This window comes from Dietzia aerolata, assembly GCF_014144865.1.
Lineage (GTDB): Bacteria > Actinomycetota > Actinomycetes > Mycobacteriales > Mycobacteriaceae > Dietzia > Dietzia aerolata.
Genome location: NZ_JAALDM010000188.1, coordinates 1 through 4684, shown reverse-complemented (window position 1 = coordinate 4684; position 4684 = coordinate 1). Strand labels below are relative to the sequence as shown.

5 protein-coding genes are annotated in these 4684 nt (G+C 71.0%); 3 read left to right on the top strand and 2 right to left on the bottom strand.

Translation table 11 applies throughout. From position 1 onward, the window contains the following. Together G6016_RS11465 and G6016_RS11460 are read left to right on the top strand one after the other, a co-directional pair. Positions 1-774, top strand: a 774-nt coding sequence (locus tag G6016_RS11465) for a glycosyltransferase (protein WP_182632780.1), incomplete at its 5' end; no start/stop codon positions are given. 38 nt (positions 775-812) lie between these two features. Then, positions 813-1502 (top strand): demethylmenaquinone methyltransferase, encoded by a 690-nt coding sequence (locus G6016_RS11460; protein ID WP_182632779.1) that lies wholly within the window; start codon positions 813-815, stop codon positions 1500-1502. 208 nt (positions 1503-1710) lie between these two features. Here G6016_RS11460 and G6016_RS11455 read toward each other — a convergent pair whose 3' ends face one another. Continuing rightward, complete coding sequence (locus G6016_RS11455) at positions 1711-2988, bottom strand: geranylgeranyl reductase family protein (protein WP_380023207.1); 1278 nt, start codon at positions 2986-2988, stop codon at positions 1711-1713. A 145-nt stretch (positions 2989-3133) separates the two neighbouring features. Here G6016_RS11455 and G6016_RS11450 point away from each other — a divergent pair, with 145 nt between their 5' ends. Beyond that, positions 3134-4183 (top strand): polyprenyl synthetase family protein, encoded by a 1050-nt coding sequence (locus G6016_RS11450; protein ID WP_182632777.1) that lies wholly within the window; start codon positions 3134-3136, stop codon positions 4181-4183. A gap of 254 nt (positions 4184-4437) precedes the next feature. On the opposite strand, the gene G6016_RS11445 is transcribed toward G6016_RS11450, so the two are convergent. Further along, a partial coding sequence (locus tag G6016_RS11445; protein WP_182632776.1) for a TOBE domain-containing protein occupies positions 4438-4684 on the bottom strand: 247 nt, incomplete at its 5' end.

Sequence of the window (4684 nt, the reverse complement as noted above, 5' to 3'; positions counted from 1 at the left end):
GGCGACGCCGCCTGGGCGTGGACCCGCGCCATCCACCTCACGTGCGACCGCACCCTCGCCCCCTCCACCGCCGCCATGGACGACCTGGCCGGACACGGCATCCCCCGCCTCTACCGGTGGGGCCGCGGCGTCGACACCACGCGCTTTAACCCCGCCCGCCGCAGCGAGGCACTGCACCAGCTGTGGTCGCCCGAGGGCCGGCCCGTCGTGGGCTTCGTCGGCCGACTCGCCCCCGAAAAGCACGTCGAGCGCCTCCAGGCCCTCGCCGACCGCTCCGGGCCCGACGGCGATCTGCAGCTCGTCGTGGTGGGCGACGGCCCCGACCGGCCCGCACTCCAGGCCGCCATGCCGCACGCGATCTTCACCGGCGAACTCCACGGCGAACAACTCGGCCAGGCTTACGCCACCCTCGACGTGTTCTGCCACGCCGGCGAGTTCGAGACGTTCTGCCAGTCCATCCAGGAGGCGCAGGCCTCGGGCGTGCCCGTCGTGGGACCCGACCGCGGTGGGCCCCGCGACCTCGTCCAGGCCGGCGTCAACGGATACCTGCTCGACCCGCGCACCTACGCCTCCGAGATCTCCGACACCGTCGACCTCGTGCTCTCTCAGCAGGGCCAGCTCGCCGCCGGCGCGCTGCAGACCGTCTCCGGCCGAACCTGGGACGCGATCTGCGGCCAACTCTTCGACCACTACGTCGCCGCCGGAGCCCGCTGCACCAGCAACCCGGTGACCCGCCGTCCGCGCGTGAACCGGCCCGCCCGGGTCGTGGCCTGAGCGAAGTCGGCCCGCCTCGGCGGGGTAGCGTCAAGCCCGTGTCCCGCGCCGATCTCGATAAGCAGCCCCGCGACGTAGCGTCCATGTTCGACGGTGTCGCCGACCGCTACGACGTCACCAACACCGTCCTCTCCGGAGGCATGGACCACCTGTGGCGTCGGCGTGCGCGTTCGCTGCTCGCGCCGCGACCCGGCGAGCGGATCCTCGACCTCGCCGCCGGCACCGCCGTGTCGACCGTCGAACTCGCCAAGTCCGGGGCCTGGTGCGTGGCCGCCGACTTCTCGCTCGGCATGCTGCGCGCCGGAGCCCGGCGGGACGTGCCCAAGGTCGCCGGCGATGCGATGAAACTTCCGTTCGCCGACGAGTCCTTCGACGCCGCCACCATCAGCTTCGGCCTGCGCAACGTGCAGGACACCGCCGGCGGCCTGCGGGAGATGGCGCGTGTGGTCCGGCCCGGCGGGCGGCTGGCCGTGGTGGAGTTCTCCACCCCGGTGCTCGCGCCGTTCCGGGCCGTGTACATGAACTACCTGATGAAGGCCCTGCCGAAGATCGCCACCAGCGTCTCCTCGAACCCGGACGCGTACGTGTACCTGGCCGAGTCGATCCGCGAATGGCATGACCAGGCGGCCCTGACCCGGATCATCGAGTCCAGCGGCTGGGAGCGGTGCTCCGTCACCAACCTCACCGGCGGCATCGCCGCGATCCACATGGCCCGCCGGCCTGCCTGAACACGGCTTTCTCGCTCCGGCCCGGTGAGTCGACGCGCCGGGCGCAGTGGTGGCCGGACAGAGTTCCCGAGTTGCCGGACATCGATTTGGAGTTGCCGAACATTTGGTTCGATTCTGAGCCGAATTTCGCACCAGATGTCCGGCAGCTGAAAAGGGATGTCCGGCAGGTTCGCGAGAGGCCAGACGGCGAAGAGGGGGCGGCGAAGAGTCAGTCGGCGAAGAGGGGGCGGCGATCCAGGCGGCGGGCGATCGAGCCTGCGGCACGCCAGCCGCGCGCGACGACGTCGCGGTCCGAATCGGCCACCGTGTTGGACATGCAGCGAACTGCTGCCGTCATCAGCGTCTGCGAGCGCATCCCGATGGGGCCCGCGAACGGCAGGAACTGGGGGAACGTCAGCAGATGAGCGGCGTCGCGGGCGATCGCGAACGACTCGCCGTACGTGGCGCGGAGCAGCTCGGGCCACGCCCGGGTGAGGTCGGTTCCGGTTGAAGCGGGGCCGGGGCCCGAGCAGATGAGCTCCGCCAGCAGGCGGCCGCCCTCGAGCGCGTAGTCGATGCCCTCGCCGTTGAGCGGGTTCACACACGCAGCGGCGTCGCCGACGGCAGCCCAGTTGCGGCCCGCCACCCCGGACACCGCGCCGCCCATGGGCAGAAGTGCAGAGGTGATCGCGCGGGGTTCGCCCGCCAACGCCCAGGAATCGTGCACGATCCGCGCGTAATGCTTGAGCAACTCCTTGACCGCCACGTTCGCGGGCCGGGCAGCCGTGGCGAGGGCGCCCACACCGAGATTGACCTCGCCGTCGCCGAGCGGGAACACCCAGCCGTAGCCGGGCTGGATGGCGCCGGCGTCGTCGCGCAACTCGAGATCCGAGCCGATCCACGGATGGTCATGCCTGTCGGAGGCCACATACGAGCGGGCGGCCACCGCGTACACGCTGTCGCGATGCCACGCCCGTCCGAGCATCTTGCCCACCGGCGAACGAACGCCATCGGCAACGACAAGAGTTCGGCACGAAATTCGGGTGTCGCCGACCTGAACGGCGCGGATGGCCTTGTCGTCGTCCCCTCCGGTTGATCCGACCTCCACACCCGTCACGCGGGCGCCGTCGTGGACCACCGCACCCGCCTCCACGGCGGTCTGGCGGAGCCGATCGTCGAACACGGTGCGGCGGACGGCCGAGCCGGTCCCACCGTGGTCGCCCGCAGGCCACGGCACCCGACGCTCGTGGCCGAAACCGCGCAGGTCCAGGCCCTGGATGGTGATGCGGTCGCGCGCCCACGTGCCCAGGCCCAGCCGATCGACCTCTGCCATCGCGCGCGGCGTCAGGCCATCGCCGCACGTCTTGTCGCGGGGGAACGTCGCCGCATCCAGCACCGTCACCTCGCGGCCGGCGCGCGCCAACCACGTCGCCGTGGCCGAACCGGCGGGGCCACAGCCCACCACGAGGACATCGGTGGACGCGGGGAGGGCGGGCCGTGACTGCATGCGCTCCATGGTCTCAGGTCAGGCGATCGGGTGGGTGTGGGGACCTCGGGCGGGGTGGGGTGGCGCAGAGTTCGAGGGGGGACCGTAGTCTGTCGTGAGGGCCGGTCGACGCCGGTTCCGCTACAGGCGACGAGGACGAGTGGGGATGTCGAGCGATTCAGTGACGACCGGCACCGCGGACAGGGCGACCGACCACACCGTGGCGGGCGTGGACATCGGTGACGCCGCCCTCGCGGCCGACCTGCGGACCACGCTCGACGAGGTCGAGGACCTGCTGGTCAGCCGACTGGCGAGCGGGGAGGACTTCCTCTCCGAAGTGGCCCTGCACCTCGTGACCGCCGGTGGCAAGCGCTTCCGTCCGCTCATGACCCTGCTGACCGGGCAACTCGGGCCCCGACCCGACTCCGAGCGGCTGATCAAGGCCGCCGTCGTGTGCGAGATGATCCACCTCGCCACGCTGTACCACGACGATGTGATGGACGAGGCGACCATGCGTCGCGGCGTCGAATCCGCCAACAGTCGCTGGGACAATTCCACCGCCATTCTCGCCGGCGATTTCCTGTTCGCCCACGCCTCCATGCTGCTGGCCGAGCTCGGGCCGTTCGCCGTGCAGCTCATCGCCCAGACCTTCGCCGAGCTCGTGACCGGTCAGATGCGCGAGACCGTCGGCCCCGGCAGCGGCGACAAGGCCACCGAGGCCGCCGAGCACTACCTGCGCGTGATCTGGGAGAAGACCGGCTCGCTGATCGCCACCGCCGCCCAGTTCGGCGGGCAGTACTCCGAGGCCGATGCCGAGCAGATCGAGCGCCTTCGCCGCCTCGGCGATGCAGTGGGAGTCGCGTTCCAGATCGCCGACGACATCATCGACATCGCCTCGCCCGCCGACGACTCCGGCAAGATCCCCGGCACCGACCTGCGTGAAGGCGTGCACACCCTGCCGATGATCTACGCGCTGGAGGACACCTCCTCCGACAGCGCCCGGTTGCGGGAGCTGCTCGCGCAACCGCTGACCGACGACGCCGAGGTCGCCGAAGCCCTGGAGCTGCTCCGCGAGTCCGAGGGGATGCGGCGGGCCCGGGCGACACTGGAGCAGTACGTCGACGATGCGATGACCGAGCTCGACGCGCTGCCCGCCGGCCCGGCCAACGAGGCGCTGCGGCGGCTCGTGCGGTTCACCGTCGACCGCGTGGGCTGAGGCCGGACCGCTCGGCTGAGTCCACTGGGGCTTCTGCGTCGCCGGAGCCGTGTGGGGCGGTTTTCGGGTGCCGGTGGCGCGTGAAAAAGGTGGCTTGCGCGGTCCGACCGCGGCAGCTTCTCGAAAGACCTGTCCGATTGCGATTGACAACCACAATCGTGTGGGTCAATCGCAATCAGACAGGTCTTTTGCGTCCGGGGAGCACTGAGAGCTGTGAGAGCCGCGAAGTTCGCAAGGTGTTCGAGAGCAGGCCGTCAGGGGCGCGGGTAGAGCGAGACCTGGGCGGCTTTGACCACCAGCGTCACGTCCACGCCGGGAGCGAGCGCGAGATCGGCTGCGGAGCGGGTGGTCACCTCGGCGTCGATGCGCTGCCCGTCGCGAAGTTCGGTGGCCACCCGTGTGAGAGCGCCGGCCGGGGCCAGACCGACGACGCGGGCGGGCCAGAAGTTCCGCACGCTCGAGGCCGGGCCGGCCGGGCCGGCAGGGCCGGAAGCGGGCTCG

Coding starts and splice junctions, on each gene's coding strand:
- G6016_RS11455 (WP_380023207.1), bottom strand. CDS start 2,988: ATGCAGTCACGGCCCGCCCTCCCCGCGTCCACCGATGTCCTCGTGGTG.
- G6016_RS11450 (WP_182632777.1), top strand. CDS start 3,134: ATGTCGAGCGATTCAGTGACGACCGGCACCGCGGACAGGGCGACCGAC.